The organism is Candidatus Kinetoplastibacterium crithidii (genome assembly GCA_027557655.1).
GTDB lineage: Bacteria > Pseudomonadota > Gammaproteobacteria > Burkholderiales > Burkholderiaceae_B > Kinetoplastidibacterium > Kinetoplastidibacterium crithidii_C.
Map to the genome: position 1 here is coordinate 386,117 of CP064915.1, position 15,904 is coordinate 402,020.

The 15,904-nt window shown below is 28.1% G+C and carries 13 protein-coding genes and 3 tRNA genes; 3 read left to right on the top strand and 13 right to left on the bottom strand.

Going from position 1 to position 15,904, the window contains the following annotated elements; genetic code table 11:
• Window positions 1–5: 5 nt before the first annotated feature.
• Genes recG through rdgB form a run of 5 tightly spaced genes read right to left on the bottom strand, consistent with a single transcriptional unit; the run spans window position 6 to window position 5,178 of the window.
• Window positions 6–2,048, bottom strand: a complete 2,043-nt coding sequence (gene recG / locus I1N47_01830; protein WBF65863.1) for an ATP-dependent DNA helicase RecG — start codon at window positions 2,046–2,048, stop codon at window positions 6–8.
• Between the two features lie 50 nt (window positions 2,049–2,098).
• The gene (locus I1N47_01835) at window positions 2,099–2,485 is read right to left on the bottom strand and encodes a RidA family protein (protein ID WBF65864.1); all 387 of its coding nucleotides are present in this window, start codon (window positions 2,483–2,485) and stop codon (window positions 2,099–2,101) included.
• 23 nt (window positions 2,486–2,508) lie between these two features.
• Window positions 2,509–3,282, bottom strand: coding sequence for a ferredoxin--NADP reductase (locus tag I1N47_01840; GenBank protein WBF65865.1), 774 nt, complete (start codon window positions 3,280–3,282; stop codon window positions 2,509–2,511).
• A gap of 32 nt (window positions 3,283–3,314) precedes the next feature.
• The gene (locus I1N47_01845; GenBank protein ID WBF65866.1) at window positions 3,315–4,550 is read right to left on the bottom strand and encodes an oxygen-independent coproporphyrinogen III oxidase-like protein; all 1,236 of its coding nucleotides are present in this window, start codon (window positions 4,548–4,550) and stop codon (window positions 3,315–3,317) included.
• 1 nt (window position 4,551) lies between these two features.
• On the bottom strand, window positions 4,552–5,178 hold the full coding sequence (gene rdgB / locus I1N47_01850) for an RdgB/HAM1 family non-canonical purine NTP pyrophosphatase (GenBank protein ID WBF65867.1): 627 nt from the start codon (window positions 5,176–5,178) through the stop codon (window positions 4,552–4,554).
• 183 nt (window positions 5,179–5,361) lie between these two features.
• On the opposite strand from rdgB, the gene argF reads away from it, so the two are divergent.
• A complete protein-coding gene (gene argF, locus I1N47_01855) occupies window positions 5,362–6,303 on the top strand; it encodes an ornithine carbamoyltransferase (protein WBF65868.1) in 942 nt (313 codons plus the stop codon).
• Window positions 6,304–6,358: 55 nt separating this feature from the next.
• On the opposite strand, the gene I1N47_01860 is transcribed toward argF, so the two are convergent.
• The 4 genes from I1N47_01860 to rnr form a co-directional block, all read right to left on the bottom strand.
• A tRNA-Val gene (locus tag I1N47_01860) sits at window positions 6,359–6,434 on the bottom strand.
• 81 nt (window positions 6,435–6,515) lie between these two features.
• Entirely contained in the window at window positions 6,516–6,788 is a 273-nt protein-coding gene (locus I1N47_01865) for an HU family DNA-binding protein (GenBank protein WBF65869.1), read from the bottom strand.
• Window positions 6,789–6,930: 142 nt separating this feature from the next.
• On the bottom strand, window positions 6,931–7,680 hold the full coding sequence (gene rlmB / locus I1N47_01870; GenBank protein ID WBF65870.1) for a 23S rRNA (guanosine(2251)-2'-O)-methyltransferase RlmB: 750 nt from the start codon (window positions 7,678–7,680) through the stop codon (window positions 6,931–6,933).
• Window positions 7,681–7,712: 32 nt separating this feature from the next.
• Window positions 7,713–9,890 carry a ribonuclease R gene (gene rnr, locus I1N47_01875; protein ID WBF65871.1) on the bottom strand — a complete coding sequence of 726 codons (2,178 nt, stop codon included), beginning with the start codon at window positions 9,888–9,890 and terminating at the stop codon, window positions 7,713–7,715.
• A gap of 73 nt (window positions 9,891–9,963) precedes the next feature.
• Here rnr and I1N47_01880 point away from each other — a divergent pair.
• Together I1N47_01880 and I1N47_01885 are read left to right on the top strand one after the other, a co-directional pair.
• Window positions 9,964–10,048 (top strand) — tRNA-Leu (locus I1N47_01880).
• Between the two features lie 151 nt (window positions 10,049–10,199).
• A tRNA-Met gene (locus I1N47_01885) sits at window positions 10,200–10,276 on the top strand.
• Between the two features lie 10 nt (window positions 10,277–10,286).
• Here I1N47_01885 and purB read toward each other — a convergent pair.
• From purB to tldD, 4 genes are all read right to left on the bottom strand, one after another.
• A complete protein-coding gene (gene purB, locus I1N47_01890) occupies window positions 10,287–11,672 on the bottom strand; it encodes an adenylosuccinate lyase (protein WBF65872.1) in 1,386 nt (461 codons plus the stop codon).
• Between the two features lie 70 nt (window positions 11,673–11,742).
• Entirely contained in the window at window positions 11,743–12,846 is a 1,104-nt protein-coding gene (gene mnmA / locus I1N47_01895; GenBank protein WBF65873.1) for a tRNA 2-thiouridine(34) synthase MnmA, read from the bottom strand.
• An 85-nt stretch (window positions 12,847–12,931) separates the two neighbouring features.
• Entirely contained in the window at window positions 12,932–14,005 is a 1,074-nt protein-coding gene (aroG, locus tag I1N47_01900) for a 3-deoxy-7-phosphoheptulonate synthase AroG (GenBank protein ID WBF65874.1), read from the bottom strand.
• A 175-nt stretch (window positions 14,006–14,180) separates the two neighbouring features.
• Window positions 14,181–15,644: a metalloprotease TldD gene (gene tldD / locus I1N47_01905; protein ID WBF65875.1), complete on the bottom strand. Its 1,464-nt coding sequence runs from the start codon at window positions 15,642–15,644 to the stop codon at window positions 14,181–14,183.
• Between the last annotated feature and the right edge of the window lie 260 nt (window positions 15,645–15,904).

Below are 15,904 nucleotides of genomic sequence, written 5' to 3' on the forward strand. Positions count from 1 at the left end.
TTTGCTTAAAGGTAGTTGTCGTTTTTCTTCCATCTGTTAATATGTGGATTTATACATTCTGGGTTATACTTTTTTATCATTGAAGCAGCTTCTTTCGATTTTTCCAATATATCTTGATCAGTTTCTATGTTTGCAAATCTAAACAAATTAACTCCAGATTGTTTGGTTCCTAAAAAATCTCCTGGACCCCTTATTAATAAATCATATTGTGCTATTTTAAAACCATCTAGTGTTTTAAAGATAGCTCTGAGTCTTTTCTTTGCTATCAAAGACAATGGTTTTTGATAAAGAAGTATGCATATTGATTGGTTAGAGCCTCTGCCAATTCTTCCTCGCAATTGATGTAATTGCGCTAGTCCGAATCTTTCAGAATGTTCTACAACCATTAAAGATGCATTTGGAACATCAACTCCTACTTCTATTACCGTAGTCGCAATTAACAAATTTATATCTCCATTTCTAAAAAATTGCATAATTTCATTTTTTGCAGTATTAGTTAGATTGCTATGGATTAAACCAATTTTTAAGTCAGGGAATCTGTTTTTTATATCTTCAAAAGTATCAACTGCATTTTGTAAATCAATTTTTTCATTTTCTAATATCATTGGGCATACCCAATAAGCTTGGCATCCACTTCTAATAAATTTTACTATTTTTTTCAATACTTCTTCTCTTCTATCATCAGATATCAATTTTGTAATTATTGGTTTTCTATCTTTAGGTAATGATTTTATTGTTGATATATCCATATCATCTAATAAAGTCATAGCTAGTGTTCTAGGTATTGGTGTAGCACTCATGGATAGCAAATGAGGATATATTATAGAATTTTTATCTATGTATACACCTTTATTATAAAGAATTGATCTTTGTTCTACCCCAAAACGATGTTGTTCATCAATAATTAATAGACCTAAGTTATTAAAATAAATATGTTCTTGTATAAGAGATTGAGTTCCTATTATAAAATTTATTTCTCCTGAAACAACTCTTTCTTTAATGCATTTTTTATCTTTTATTGATTTATTACTACTAATATATTCAACAATAATTTCTAATTTTCTACAATATTCTTTTATCTTATAAAAGTGTTGTTCTGTTAAAATTTCTGTTGGGGTCATAAGTGCAACTTGTTTATTAGAACTTATTGCTTGAATAGCAGCAATAATAGCAACAACAGTTTTACCGCATCCAACATCACCTTGTAATAATCTATTCATAGGAAAACTCATGGATAAATCATTCGAAATTTCATTAATTACATTTTTCTGAGAATCAGTAAGGGTAAATTCTAAATTTTCTATGAAAGTGGTTAATTTTTTTATAAAATTAGCATTTTTAGGTAAGGAATAAGCTTTTTTTTGCATCCTATTTTGACGTATTATTCCAATGGAAAGTTCATGAGCTAGTAATTCATCAAATTTTACTCTAGTCCAAGCAGGATTGTTTTTTTCAGGTAATAAGCTTAAAGAGTTATCAGGTGGAGGATAATGTAAATATTTTATGGCTTCATCAAAAGTCATTAGATTGAAATGTTTTACTATATTACTTGGTAAAGTATCAGTTATTTTTTTTGTTATTTCTTCTAAAATTATTCTTCTTATTTTTGTTTGACTTAACCCCTTTATAGTAGAATATATAGGAGTTAAGTTTTTTGGCAATTCAGAATTAATATTGTAAATTTTAGGATGTATAATTTCTAATCCAGATTGTTTTCTTTTTGCTTCTCCCCCTACTCTAATTTTATTACCTATAATAAATTTCGTTATTTGTGAATTATAAAAATGTAGCCACCGAAGTTGAATGCAGCCGGTATCATCTTTAATACTAACAACTAGAACTTTATTTTTAAACCTATTATCCAATATATCAACATTAATGATGGTGCCTTCTGTTAAGATATATTTTGATAACGGTATATCTATAATTTTTGTTAATGTAGTTTCATTTTCATATCTTAACGGTATATGAAATATATAATCATTTGGTGTATATAGCTTTAACTTTATCAGTTTATTTTTAATAGATTTTTCAGTTTTCTTATCCATATAAGAAATTAACTAAAATATAAATAAGAAATCTGAATAGATCTTTATCATTATAAAACTAATATTGCTTCTACTTCAAATTCAGCAGATTTTGGTAAGTTTAATACTCCAACTGTTGATCTTGCAGGAAATGGTTTTGGAAATATTTCAGACATAATTTTATTAACAACATCAAATTTTGTAAGATCTGTTAAAAACAAATTCATCTTCACTACATTAGATAAAGTAGCATTTGAAGCTTCTATAACAGCTTTCATATTATTAAAAGATTGACGAACCTGTAATTCAAAATCACCTTCTACAAGTTTTCCTGTATTAGGATCGAGTCCTATCTGACCTGATAAAAAAACAATTTTATTACCAGAACATACTACTGCTTGTGAATATGGTCCAACAGCTTCTGGAGCTTTGTTTGTATGAATAATTTCCTTGCTCATTGATAATCTCCTAAATTTTTTAATTAATTTACAAAAGCCTTTTCTAAAACGTAATCACCAGGTTTATTAATTCCTAATGATGCTCTAAATCCAATATTATTTAAAATAATACTAATGTCAATTAAAGCTTCAGAATTACCACAGATCATAACACGATCATTCTCTGGATTAATTTTTGGTAGTTTTATATCCAAAAAAAATTCATCTGATAATAGTAGACTAGTAATTCTAGAATTATTATAGAATTTTTCACGAGTTACAGTAGGATAATATATAAGTTGTTTTTCTACTGAACATCCCAGTAATTCATTATTATCTAAATTGTTTTCTATATAGTTTCTATATGCTAAATCACTTTTTTGACGCACACTGTGGACTAGTATAATTTTTTCAAATCTTTCATAGACGGAAAAGTCTTTAATTATGCTCATAAATGGAGCTAAACCTGTACCAGTAGCAAGTAAATATAAATTTTTTCCTTTATTTAAACTATCTAAAACTAGAGTTCCTACAGATTTATTGCTTATTAAAACTTCATCTCCATTTTTTAATTTTTTTAGGTGAGAAGTTAATCTTCCATTAGGTACTTTAATGCTAAAAAATTCTAAATTTTCTTCATAATTAGCACTAACTATGCTATAAGCTCTCATAATAGGTTTGTCTTCTATTTTAATACCTAACATAACAAATTGACCATTTTCAAATCTAAAAGATTTATTTCTTGTTGTTATAAAAGAGAATAAATTTTCATTCCAGTGATATACTTTTAATATTTTTTCTACATTAATGCTTGCCATAATTTGAATTAATCTTTTATAAAAAATTAATTTTATAAAAAAATCTCCTGTAAGTTATTTAGAAACCTCCATCCTAAATCTGTTGCTTTTATAGTATTACAGTTTTCTTCTAGAAGTTTTTTTTCATAAGCTATTTTTAATTGTTTATTTATCGCATTAATAAATAATCCAGTACGTTCTTGAAATAAAGATTTTTTTACACCATTCTTTAATCTTAATGCATTAAGCATGAATTCAAATGGTATTTCATTTATTTGTAATGTTTTTTTATTGATTGATTTTCTTTCATTTTGCATTGTAGTTTTTATCCAAAGATTTGGATTATATATTCTTTTCATTCTTATAATATGATCTTGGAAAGAAATTTTACTATGTGCTCCAGGACCTATTCCTAAATAATCTCCAAAAGTCCAATAATTTGTATTATGAACTGATTGAAAACCATTTTTAGAATATGCTGAAACTTCGTATCTTATAATGTTTTTATCAAATAAACTTTTTTCTATTATATCTTGCATTATAGCGCTATCATCTTCATTTGGAAGATTTGCAGGAGTATGTTTTGCAAATAATGTGTTTTTTTCTATTGTTAGATTATACATGGATATATGATTGACTTCAGATAATATGGGTTCTTTCAGATCTGTTAAACAATCCTCAATATTTTGTCCTGGTAGAGCAAACATTATATCTATATTAATATTATTTATTAATGATTGAGCTGTTTGAATAGTTTTAATAGCATCTGATTTATTATGAATCCTTCCAAGAATTTTTAATTTATTATTATTAAAACTCTGTACTCCGATAGAAATTCTATTTATTCCACTAGAGGTAAATTCTTTGAGTTTATTAGCATCTATGGTCCCAGGATTGATTTCTATAGTTATTTCAACTTGGTAGCTTAAATGAAAAAATGTTCTAATCAATTCAATAATTTTATCTATGGAACTAGCTTTTAGAAGGCTTGGAGTCCCTCCCCCTATATATACTGATATTATTTTTCTACCCCATACCAATGGTAATGATTGCTCTATTTCTAGTTTTAAAGCTTTTATATATTCTTCTTCTGGTATTGAATTAATGTTTTTTATAGAATGTGAATTAAAATCACAGTAAGGACATTTTCTTACACACCATGGTATATGTATGTACAAAGATAATGGTGGAAGTTTTGAAAAAAAAACATTATTTTTTATATTATCTTTATATTCCATATCTAGAATATCTTTTTTTTTATATATATTTATTATTTTTTCATGCGCCATGTTAGTAATTTGTTAATTTTAATTTTTGAATCATTTTTTCAAAAGCTTTTGCTCTATGACTAATTTTATTTTTTTCAGATAATTTAATAGAAGCAAGTGTTTTACCTATACTAGGTATAAAAAAATGAGGGTCATATCCAAAACCATTATTTCCAGATGCTTTTTCTACAATCTCGCCTTGTAATATACCCTCTGTTATCAATGGTCTATTATCATTAGCAGTTCTTAAAATAACAATTATACTAATATAGTATGCTCTTCTATCTTTGACTCCTTTTAAATTTTTTATTAGTAGTTCATTATTTAATTTACTATCAGAATTTTCTTTTTTCGAAGTAGAAGAATATCTAGCAGAAAAAATTCCTGGTGCTCCTGATAAAGCATTTACACATAATCCTGAGTCTTCAGCCAAAGAAGGTAGTCCAGTGAGTCTACTAACATGCCTAGCCTTATTTAGAGCATTTTCAATAAAAGTATTATTACGTTCTTCATTAGTATGTATACCAAAATCGCTCTGCAAAAATATAGATAAATTAAAATTTTTTAAAAAACTTGTAATTTCTATTAGTTTTTCTTTATTGCTAGAGGCAATTACTAATTTGTTATTTATAGGATCAATTTTATTCATAGTATAGCGATAATAATTTTAGTATGAAAGTTTTAAAAATATTTTGTGAATATTTAGTTTCTTTATTAAATTTTCTTTATTAAGTATAATTGACATAGTTTTTTATGCTTTCAAGTATACATGTGATACTCGTATAAAGTAATAATAGTTATTGTTGATAACAATTAATGGAGATATACAAATATGATTAATTCTTCAAGTAATAAACAAACAAACATTCGTCATTTTTTAGAATTAAAAGATTTTAGCAAAGAAGAAATTATTTATGTATTAAATAGGGCTATTTTTATAAAAGATAAATTTAAAAAATATGAACCACATATGCCACTTCATGATAGAACTTTAGCTATGATTTTTGAAAAGGCTAGTACTCGAACAAGGGTATCTTTTGAAGCTGGGATTTATCAAATGGGAGGATGTGCAATTAATTTAACATCTAATGACTCTCAATTAGGAAGATCAGAGCCTATAGAGGATACAGCTAGAGTAATATCTAGGATGGTTGATATTGTAATGATTAGAACATTCGAACAAGAAAGACTAAAGCGTTTTTCTGAACATTCTAGAGTTCCTGTTATTAATGGTTTAACTAATGAATTTCATCCATGTCAGATATTAGCTGATATTCTTACATTTATAGAACATCGAGGTTCTATAGAGAATAAGAAGGTTGCATGGATAGGAGATGCTAATAATATGTCTTATACATGGTTACAAGCAGCAGAAATACTAGGGTTTACTCTTCATATTTCTGCACCTAATGGTTATAAAATGGAAAAAACTCGCATAGGTAATGTCTCTGATAAAATTCTAAGACAGTTTGATGATCCTTATGAAGCTTGTAAAGGAGTAGATCTTGTAACAACTGATGTTTGGACAAGTATGGGATATGAAGAAGAAAACATTATCCGTCATAAAGCTTTTGCTGATTGGTGCGTTAACTCAAAAATGATGTCCTGTTCTAATACAAACGCTTTATTCATGCATTGTTTACCAGCACATCGTGGAGAAGAAGTAACGAATGATGTTTTAGAAGGACCACAAAGCGTAGTATGGGACGAAGCTGAAAACCGTCTACATATTCAAAAAGCTCTAATGGAATTTTTACTTTTAGGAAAGCTATAATTTAAATTAATATAAAAACAGCTTATTAAATCTAATAAGCTGTTTTTATATTAATTGGTGGGTGCTACAGGGATCGAACCTGTGACCTACGCCTTGTAAGGGCGCCGCTCTACCAGCTGAGCTAAGCACCCAGAAATCTAAACTTAGATTTTATAGTAGCATAAATAATATTATATTTGTAATAAATATAATAAATATAATAAGTAACGTTGTTAATTTACAGCTTCTTTTAATGTTTTTCCTGGTCTAAATTTAGGTACTCTAGTTTTTTTGATTTTAATAATTTCTCCAGTTCTGGGATTGCGTCCGTTACGAGCTGCCCTAGTTGATACAGCAAAAGAACCAAATCCAACTAGAGTAAGAGTATCTCCCTTTTTCATGGTTTCCTTGATTACGTTTATGAAAGCATCAATCGCGCGATTTGCTGCGGCCTTAGAAATATCAGCACTAACAGCTATTTGGTCGATAAGCTCGGTTTTATTCATATAAATATCCCCTAAGAATTGTTTCTAATTTTATAAAAAATAAATTGTTTATAACGAATTATATATCAACATTAAGTCTGTTACTAAAGATGTGTAATTAATAAAACTAAAGTGTTGTTTGGATAAACATATAAGCGTACAATTAGTCTATTTGATAAAAGTTTCTTTGACGCACGCTTTCGTATAAACATATAGAACTAGCTACACTTACATTTAAACTTTCTACTGACCCTAACATAGGTATGTTAACTAGATAGTCACATGATTCTCTAGTTAGACGTCGCATACCTTTACCTTCAGACCCTAGTATCCAGGCTATAGACTCTCTAGCATTTACTGTATATATATTATTTACAGCATTTTCATCTGTACCAACTAGAGATACATTCATATCTTTTAAGTCTCTCAAAGTCCTAGCAAGATTAGTTACCATGATGTATGGTGTAATATCTGCTGCTCCAGATGATACTTTATAAACAATATCATTTATACTAGCTGATCTATTACGAGGAGCTATAACAGCATGTACACCAGCTGCATTAGCAGTTCTTAAACAGGCTCCTAAATTATGAGGATCAGTAACTCCATCAAGTATCAACAAAAAAGCAGGCTCTTGAAGATCATCTAGAATTTCTTCTATATCATTAGGTAATTTAACATCATTACATATAGCCACTACCCCTTGATGTCTCATACCACCAGTTATATTATCTAACCTATTTGTTTCAACATAGCAAACTTTACATCCAATAGTATTTATTTTATCTAACAAATTAATACTTCTTTTATCATGACGTTTAGCGTCAATATATACTGTTTTAATAGATTCTGGATAATGATGTAATCTGGCAAGAATAGCATGGAATCCAGATATAGTCTTTGTAGATGACATTAAAAATTGTCCTTATTTATTAATAATATTATTTATAAGCCCAATACAACCTGCCCTTGTTCTATATTTACAAGCTTTATAAGCACCCTAATTTTACCACCTAGCTTATATGATATTTTTGATTCTTTATTATAAAAACTGTTTGCATCTTTATTATATTTAAATTGTTCTTTTTTTAATTCTGATATATGAAGCATTCCATCTATGAATATATCTTCTAGATTTACAAACATACCATAGTTTAGAATATTCGTTATAGTTCCATTGAAAAATTTACCTTCATATTTTTTTAAAAAAGTTAATAATATCCAATTATTAGCATATCTAGAAGCATCATCTGCATAGCGCTCACGAATAGACATATCATTGCCAAACTTTATAAGTTCGTCACTAGAAATTCCATGTAAATTATTTTCACAATTTGAGTTTATTATTTTCTTTATTATCCTATGATTAAATAAATCTGGATATCTTCTGATTGGAGATGTGAAATGAGTATATAATTTATAAGATAATCCGAAATGACCTATATTATGAATACTATAAGATGCTGGCTGCATTGCCTGTAAACAGGCTAATTGTATAATATAAAAGTTATTTCTATCTCTTATGTCATCTAGAAAATTATTTATTCCCTGTGATGTAGAAAAATTATAATTACCTATTTGAAGTTTTTGACTTATTAGAAATTTAGTTAAATTATTAACTGAGTTATTAGAAGGTTTATCATGTATTCTATATAAACAAATATTTTTATTTATATAGATAAAATGTGCTGCGCAACTGTTAGCAGCTAACATACATTCTTCTACTATTTTATTTGCAATAGATCTTTCTTTTTTTACTATTTTTTCAATGCGCCCATTTTCTGCAAAAATTATTTTGTTTTCTAATATTTCAAAAGCTATAGATCCCCTAAGTTTTGAAGCTTTAGATAGAATTTTACATGTCTCGTGAAGATTATTAATATTAATTTTCACATCATTACTAATATTACTATTATCCTCCTTGTAAGATATAAATTTATCTATAATATTATAGCTCATTCTTGCTTTTGATTTAATAATTGCTTGGTAAAATGAGTAATCCTTAACTATATGATCTTTATCTGATAGTATGTTTTCAGATACTATAAATTGACAAATAAGTACTAGTCTTTCTTCTTCTGGTATTAAAGAACAAATATCATTTGATATTTGTTCTGGCAACATAGGTACAACATATTCTGGAAAATATATACTTGTACCTCTTTCTAATGCTTCTTGATTTATTTCAGTATCAGGTTTCACATATTCTGATACATCTGCAATTGCTACAAAAACCTTCCATGAAATGATTCCATTTTCATCAATTATTTTTTTGCAAAATAATGCATCATCAAAATCACGAGCATCTTCATCATCTATTGTAATAAATGGTAAGTTAGTTAAGTTAACTCTATTAGAATAATTTGTATTATTTGTTATGGTTTTTAATTCTTCATATATTTTGTCATTGAAAGAATTTCTAATATGAAATTTTTCTAAAGAAACTTTAGTTCCTATCTTAGGATCATTTATATTACCGATATATTCTTTTATATTTCCTACAGCTAATGAGTAAATTGTTGGTTGTTTTATTATATTAATAATAACTACTTGTCCATCAGATAAATTTTTATCAAGTAATATAATTTTATTATTGTATTTTGGTTCTATAGGTATTAAATAAAAATCATCTTTTATTTTTATAATTTTGCCTATTATATCTTTAGATGAGCGTTCTAAAACTTCTATAATTTTTCCTTCTGAACAATTTAATGTTTTGTTATATTTTATTTTTTTTACTTGCACATAATCGCCATGAAAAACTTTTCGCATTTCTTTATGGCTTATAAATATTTTTTCATAGTTTGTTGACAGAATACCAGTACCATCATTTTTAAGTATGATTTTTCCTTTTAAAAAAATATTGTCTATATTTAGTGATATGTACCCTAACTTGTCAATAATAATCTGTTCATCTTTCTGCATAGCAGCTATACGTTTTTTTAAACTTATAATAGTTTTCTTTTGTTTTATTTGTAATAAGCTTGCTATATCTATTTCATTCAATTTCGTATTATTTTTTCTTATGCAATCAACAATTTCTTCTCTCGAAGGTAAATCATGATCAAACCAATTTGGAATTGATTCATTCAATTTAATATTATTTTTTTCTAATTTTGCCAAAGTAATTATTTCCGTATATAATCCGTAACGTTATGTGTAACATATATCAATATTGATCTAAAATAAATTTTATGCCCAGATGGCGAAATTGGTAGACGCGCATGGTTCAGGTCCATGTACTTACAAGTATGGAGGTTCAAATCCTCTTCTGGGCACCATTATTATGTTAATGTTTGTAATATATAATGTTTCATTATAAGATAATTTTTCAAAAAAAAGTTATCAAAACTATCTTATTTAGCTATATTATCAAATCTTCTATTGATTTTAATATTGTTTTTGCTTAGACTATCTGAAATATCATAAGATGGCGCATTAGCTCAGTCGGTTAGAGCGACGGAATCATAATCCGCAGGTCCCCTGTTCGAGTCAGGGATGCGCCACCATATCTTTTTATTAATTATTCAATACTTTACTAGACACAGTTTCTAAAGATAGTGATTCTGAAAGACCTAGGTATTTTCTTGGTTCAAGTGCTAATAAATATGATTTTTCTGCTTCTGGCAAGTCAAGATTTTTAATAAATTCTCTTAGAGACTCTTTATTAATTCCTTTTCCTCTAGTTAGAGATTTTAATTGTTCATATGGCTTAGGTAAACCATATTTTCTCATTATTGTTTGTATTGGTTCAGCCAATATTTCCCAACAATTATCTATGTCATTGTCAATATTAGTTTTATTAATTTCTAATTTATTTAAACCTCTTATGCATGACTTCCAAGATACTAAACAATACCCTAATGCTACTCCTATATTTCGAAGTACAGTAGAATCCGTCAAATCTCTTTGCCATCTAGATACCGGTAATTTATCTGACATATGTCTTAAAATACAATTTGCCATTCCTATATTACCTTCTGAATTTTCGAAATCAATAGGATTAACTTTATGAGGCATAGTTGATGAGCCAACTTCACCTTCTTTTAAAATTTGTTTAAAATATCCTAAAGATATATAACCCCAAATATCTCTATCTAAATCAAGTATGATGATATTTATTCTGCTAATACTATCAAATAACTCTGCTATCCAATCGTGAGGTTCTATTTGTGTTGTATGAGTGTTTTGTATTAAGCCTAATTTATTTATAACATCACAACTTAAATTAGGCCAATTTATATTGGGATATGATGCTACATGGGCATTATAATTACCAGTAGCTCCATTCAATTTAGCTAATATTTTTACAGATTTTATCTTTGTTAAAGCTATTTTTAATCTTATTACAACGTTTGCAAATTCTTTTCCTATTGTGGTAGGACTTGCTGGTTGTCCATGTGTTCTAGAAAGCATAGGTTGCTTAGAATATTTTTTTGCTAATTTTTCTAAGTTATCTATTAGGTTTTCTAAGACAGGAATTAATATTTTATCTCTAGTTCTTAGTAACATTAAGGCATGAGATGTATTGTTAATATCCTCAGATGTACATGCAAAATGAATAAATTCTGAAATTTTATCAAAATTTGTTATAAAAGATATTTTTTCTTTTAACCAATATTCAACTGCTTTTACATCATGGTTGGTAGTTTTTTCTATTTTTTTTATATCATCAGCATCTTTCACTGAAAAATTTTTTATTAAATCATTCAGTTTTTTATATTCTTCATCTGAAAAGGGCTTTATTTCTGGTAAATTATATTTTGACAAAGCAATTAACCAATTGATTTCTATTTCTACCCTATGTGCCATGAAAGCATATTCAGAAAGAAATGGTCTTAACTCATCTACAGAAGAAGCATATCTTCCATCTAGTGGAGATAAAGCATTAAGTTTTTCTAACATAGTCATTAACTCTCTTATTGAATAACTAAATACATTTAAGAAATACTACAATTATATAACATACAACTTATTAACAAATGATGCCTCCACCTAAGCATACATCATTGTCATACACAACTAAAGACTGCCCATTTGTTATAGCCCATTGTGGTTCATAAAAAGTAATTAATGCCTTTTCATTATTATTAATAAATTCAATTTTGCATTTAGATTCAGATTGTCGATATCTAGATTTTGATGAATAATACTTTTGTTCTATTTTATATGGAGGGAATCCATTTATCCAACTAATATCATTTATTTCTAATATTTTGGAGTAAAGTAATTCATTATCATGATCTTGTACAACATAAATAATATTTTTATCTAAATCTTTTTTTACTACATACCAAGGATTTTCTTGTGAAGAGAATCCTTTTACTCCACCTAATCTTAATCCTTTCCTCTGTCCTATAGTATAAAAATATACGCCTTTATGAGTTCCTATTTCTTTTCCATCAAGCGTTAATATTGGACCTTCTTTTTCTTTTATATATTTACTCAAAAAATCCGAAAATGGCCTTTCTCCAATAAAACAAATACCAGTAGAATCTTTTTTAGAAGCATTATGCAAACCTATTTCTTTTGCTATTTCTCTAACTTGAGTTTTATATAGGTTTCCTATGGGAAAAATAGTATTAGCAAGTTGCTTTTGATTTAATCTATATAAAAAGTAACTTTGATCCTTATTTGAATCAATAGCTTTTAATAATTGAAACTTATTATTTTCATTTTTTATTCTGGCATAATGTCCAGTAGCTATTTTTGTAGCACCAATTTTAAAAGCATGCTCTAAAAAAGCTTTGAATTTTATTTCTGAATTACATAGAATATCTGGATTAGGGGTTCTCCCCATAGAGTATTCCTGAAGAAATATAGAAAAAACTTTTTCTTTATACTCTTTAGCAAAATTTATATATTCAAAATCTATTCCAATTAAATCAGCTACACTTGCTGCGTCTAATAAATCTTGTTTTATATTACAAAAAGAGTCGTTGTTATCATCTTCCCAATTTTGCATAAACAAACCAACTACTTTATAACCTTGTTCTTTCAAAAGAAAAGCAGCAACAGAAGAATCAACTCCGCCAGACATTCCGAGCACAACAAATTCTTTATATGTTTTTTTTACCATAGAGCCTTTAGTTAAAAGCTATTTAAATAATTCGTTTAAAAAACAAAGACATAGAGAATGCCTTTGTTTTTTAAATTATAAAAAACTAATCATGTGCTTGTGATAAGCATTGACGACGAGCACGAACTGCGCTAGCTAATCTATTAAGAACTTCAACAGTAGTATCCCATCCTATACAAGCATCGGTAATACTTTTTCCATAAACTAAATCTTTTCCAGGTATAAAATCTTGACGCCCAGACTCTAAATAACTCTCAATCATAATTCCAAATATTCTTGATTCGCCATTTTCAAGTTGTTTACATATATCTTCAATTACTAATGGTTGATTTTCTGGTTTTTTATTACTGTTTGAGTGACTTGCATCTATCATTAGTCTAGAAGCTAAACCAGATTTTCCCATTTCTTCACTTGCTTTTTGCACACTAACAGCATCATAATTTGGTTTTGTACCTCCTCTCAAGATTATATGACAATTTTCATTGCCATCTGTAGATACTATTGCAGAATGCCCTCCTTTAGTAACCGAAAGAAAGTGATGTGGTTGAGAAGCTGTTTTAATTGCATCAATTGCTATTTTAATATTTCCATCAGTACCATTTTTGAATCCGACTGGACAAGACAATCCAGATGCCAATTCACGATGAACCTGACTTTCAGTGGTTCTTGCTCCTATTGCACCCCAAGAAACTAAGTCTGCTATATATTGTGGTGTAATCATGTCTAGGTATTCACATCCAGCTGGTAAGCCTAAGGAATTTATTTCTAATAATAAAGATCTAGCCAAACGTATACCTTTATTAATGTTAAAACTAGAATCTAAATCAGGATCATTTATCAATCCTTTCCAACCAACTGTAGTACGTGGTTTTTCAAAATAAACTCTCATCACTATTTCAAGTTCTGATTTTAATTTTTTTCTTATTTCACTTAGTTTTTTTGCATATTCAGTGGCAGCTTTTACATCATGAATTGAACAAGGACCTACTACAATAACTAGTCTATCATCAACACCATACAATATCTTATGAATTGCATTTCGTGCAGAATGAACTGTTTCTGAAGCTTCACGAGTACATTCCAGTTCTTTCATTACATTTGCAGGTGGATTTAATTCTTTAATTTCACGTATACGAATATCATCGGTATTATAAGTCACTATGGCTACCTCACAGAACTGTTATATAATTTCAAAGGTCAAATAAATTTTTTATCTAACCGCTAATACAAAAATAATTAAATATTCTTTCTTATATAAATAAAAGTTTTTGATTAAATAAATATTTATGGGATCGATAATAAGCAATATAATTATTTTTTGCAAATCTTTGATGTTAAGAATTACTTGTGCCACCTACTGTTAACTTGTCTATAAGTACAGTTGGCATCCCAACTCCAACAGGAACACTTTGGCCATCTTTACCACAAGTACCAACCCCAGAATCAAGCTTTAAATCATTTCCAATCATCGATATCTTATTCATTACTTCTGGACCACTACCTATTAATGTTGCTCCTTTTATAGGCTTAGTAATTTTTCCATCTTCTATCATATAAGCTTCGGATGCAGAAAAAACAAATTTACCACTAGTTATATCTACTTGACCACCAGAAAAATTAGCAGCATAAACCCCATAATTTACAGATGAAATAATTTCTTCAGGATGAAATGGGCCAGATAACATATAAGTATTTGTCATTCTTGGTAATGGTACATGAGCAAAAGATTCTCTTCTGCCATTACCTGTTGGTTGCATTTTCATCAATTTTGCATTCATTATATCTTGCATATAATTACACAAAATTCCATCATCAATTAAAATATTGCTTTTTGTAGAGTTCCCTTCATCATCAATATTTAAAGAACCTCTTCTGCCTTCGATAGTGCCATTATCTATTATAGTGACTCCTTTACTAGCAACTTTCTCACCAATTTTTCCAGAAAAAACACTTGATCCCTTGCGATTGAAATCTCCTTCTAGTCCATGACCTACTGCTTCATGTAATAAAATACCTGGCCATCCATTTCCTAATACTACTTTCATTTCTCCAGCAGGAGCTTCTTTAGCTTCTAAATTTGTCAAGGATTCTTTTGTTGCTTGATCTACATAAGAACTTAATATTTCATCAGAGAAAAAAGAAAAATCAGATCTGGCACCACCTCCAGCATGTCCTATTTCTCTACGACCATTCTCTTCGGCAATTACATTTAACGATAATCTAACTAATGGTCTTACATCAGCAACAAATTTTCCATCGCTCGCTGATACAAGTATAACTTCATACATAGCTGATAAATTAGCCATAACCTGTGTTATTTTATGGTTACTCTTTTTAGCCATCTTTTCAATTTTTTCTAGAAGATATACTTTATTATCCGCTGTTAATGTATCTAAGGGATTTATGGATTGATATAAAGCATGTTGATATTTATATGGTGAATTTATCTTTTCATGATGCATTGATCCAGATTTAGCAATATTACTAACTATTTTTGATGATTTTATAAGAGAGTCTAGTGAGATTGAATCTGAATATGCAAAAGCAGTTTTTTCTCCACTAATAGCTCTAACGCCAACTCCTTGATTAATCGCAAAATTGCCATTTTTTACAATTCCTTCCTCCAAACTCCAACTTTCTTTGATAACATATTGAAAATATAAATCAGCATAATCAACTTTATGAGAAAGTATAGTCTCCATAGCCTTACTTAAACTTGACTCATTAAGGTCAAATGGATCTAAAAGAGTTTTTTGTGCAATATGTAAATTATTGTTTCGAAGATTATTTATTTTCATATATGATTCTTATCTATGTATTGTATTTGTCACAATTGATAGTTTTATTTTACTATAAAAGACTAGTAAACTATTTTTAGTTTGGCTAGCAAAATTCTAGAATCAAAACTCCGTTCTAAGTTATAAAATTGTGATTATTAAATACTCTTACCTTTAAATAAAGCTAAATAGTTTAAAATTTAATTATTTAATAACTCAATAGATTTACAAAAAGACTAAATTTTCTAACTTAATAGGCTAATCATGTTATTAATTACTTA

Excerpts from the sequence above, each read along its gene's own strand:
- purB (WBF65872.1), bottom strand. The coding sequence starts at position 11,672 with ATGTTAGAAAAACTTAATGCTTTATCTCCACTAGATGGAAGATATGCT.
- I1N47_01840 (WBF65865.1), bottom strand. The coding sequence starts at position 3,282 with ATGGCAAGCATTAATGTAGAAAAAATATTAAAAGTATATCACTGGAAT.
- I1N47_01865 (WBF65869.1), bottom strand. The coding sequence starts at position 6,788 with ATGAATAAAACCGAGCTTATCGACCAAATAGCTGTTAGTGCTGATATT.
- I1N47_01845 (WBF65866.1), bottom strand. The coding sequence starts at position 4,550 with ATGGCGCATGAAAAAATAATAAATATATATAAAAAAAAAGATATTCTA.
- rdgB (WBF65867.1), bottom strand. The coding sequence starts at position 5,178 with ATGAATAAAATTGATCCTATAAATAACAAATTAGTAATTGCCTCTAGC.
- recG (WBF65863.1), bottom strand. The coding sequence starts at position 2,048 with ATGGATAAGAAAACTGAAAAATCTATTAAAAATAAACTGATAAAGTTA.
- argF (WBF65868.1), top strand. The coding sequence starts at position 5,362 with ATGATTAATTCTTCAAGTAATAAACAAACAAACATTCGTCATTTTTTA.
- rlmB (WBF65870.1), bottom strand. The coding sequence starts at position 7,680 with ATGTCATCTACAAAGACTATATCTGGATTCCATGCTATTCTTGCCAGA.
- mnmA (WBF65873.1), bottom strand. The coding sequence starts at position 12,846 with ATGGTAAAAAAAACATATAAAGAATTTGTTGTGCTCGGAATGTCTGGC.
- I1N47_01835 (WBF65864.1), bottom strand. The coding sequence starts at position 2,485 with ATGAGCAAGGAAATTATTCATACAAACAAAGCTCCAGAAGCTGTTGGA.
- tldD (WBF65875.1), bottom strand. The coding sequence starts at position 15,644 with ATGAAAATAAATAATCTTCGAAACAATAATTTACATATTGCACAAAAA.